A 299-nucleotide genomic window follows, 5' to 3' on the forward strand; every position below is an offset into this window, starting at 1 on the left:
AAATTGTTAAAGAGCAATGTTAGTTTCTTTCGAAACAAACCATTTTTAAGAGTACTTAAGGCTTTCTTTGAAAGAAATACGCTTAAAGATGGTGGAGCTATGCGGGATCGAACCGCAGACCTCCTGCGTGCAAGGCAGGCGCTCTCCCAGCTGAGCTATAGCCCCATCTGTGTCGATATTGTTCCAATTCCAAAAGAAATTGGTGGGTCTGAGTGGACTTGAACCACCGACCTCCCGCTTATCAGGCGAGCGCTCTAACCAGCTGAGCTACAGACCCAATATCGTCTCTTAAACTTTTT

The 299-nt window shown here is 45.5% G+C and carries 2 tRNA genes; both read right to left on the reverse strand.

Annotation, left to right across the window (positions count from 1 at the left end):
* Positions 1 to 89: 89 nt before the first annotated feature.
* Positions 90 to 165, reverse strand: a tRNA-Ala gene (locus tag BCU68_RS15590).
* A gap of 35 nt (positions 166 to 200) precedes the next feature.
* Positions 201 to 277 (reverse strand) — tRNA-Ile (locus BCU68_RS15595).
* Positions 278 to 299: the final 22 nt, after the last annotated feature.

The organism is Vibrio sp. 10N.286.49.B3, assembly GCF_002873395.1.
Classification (GTDB): Bacteria; Pseudomonadota; Gammaproteobacteria; order Enterobacterales; family Vibrionaceae; genus Vibrio.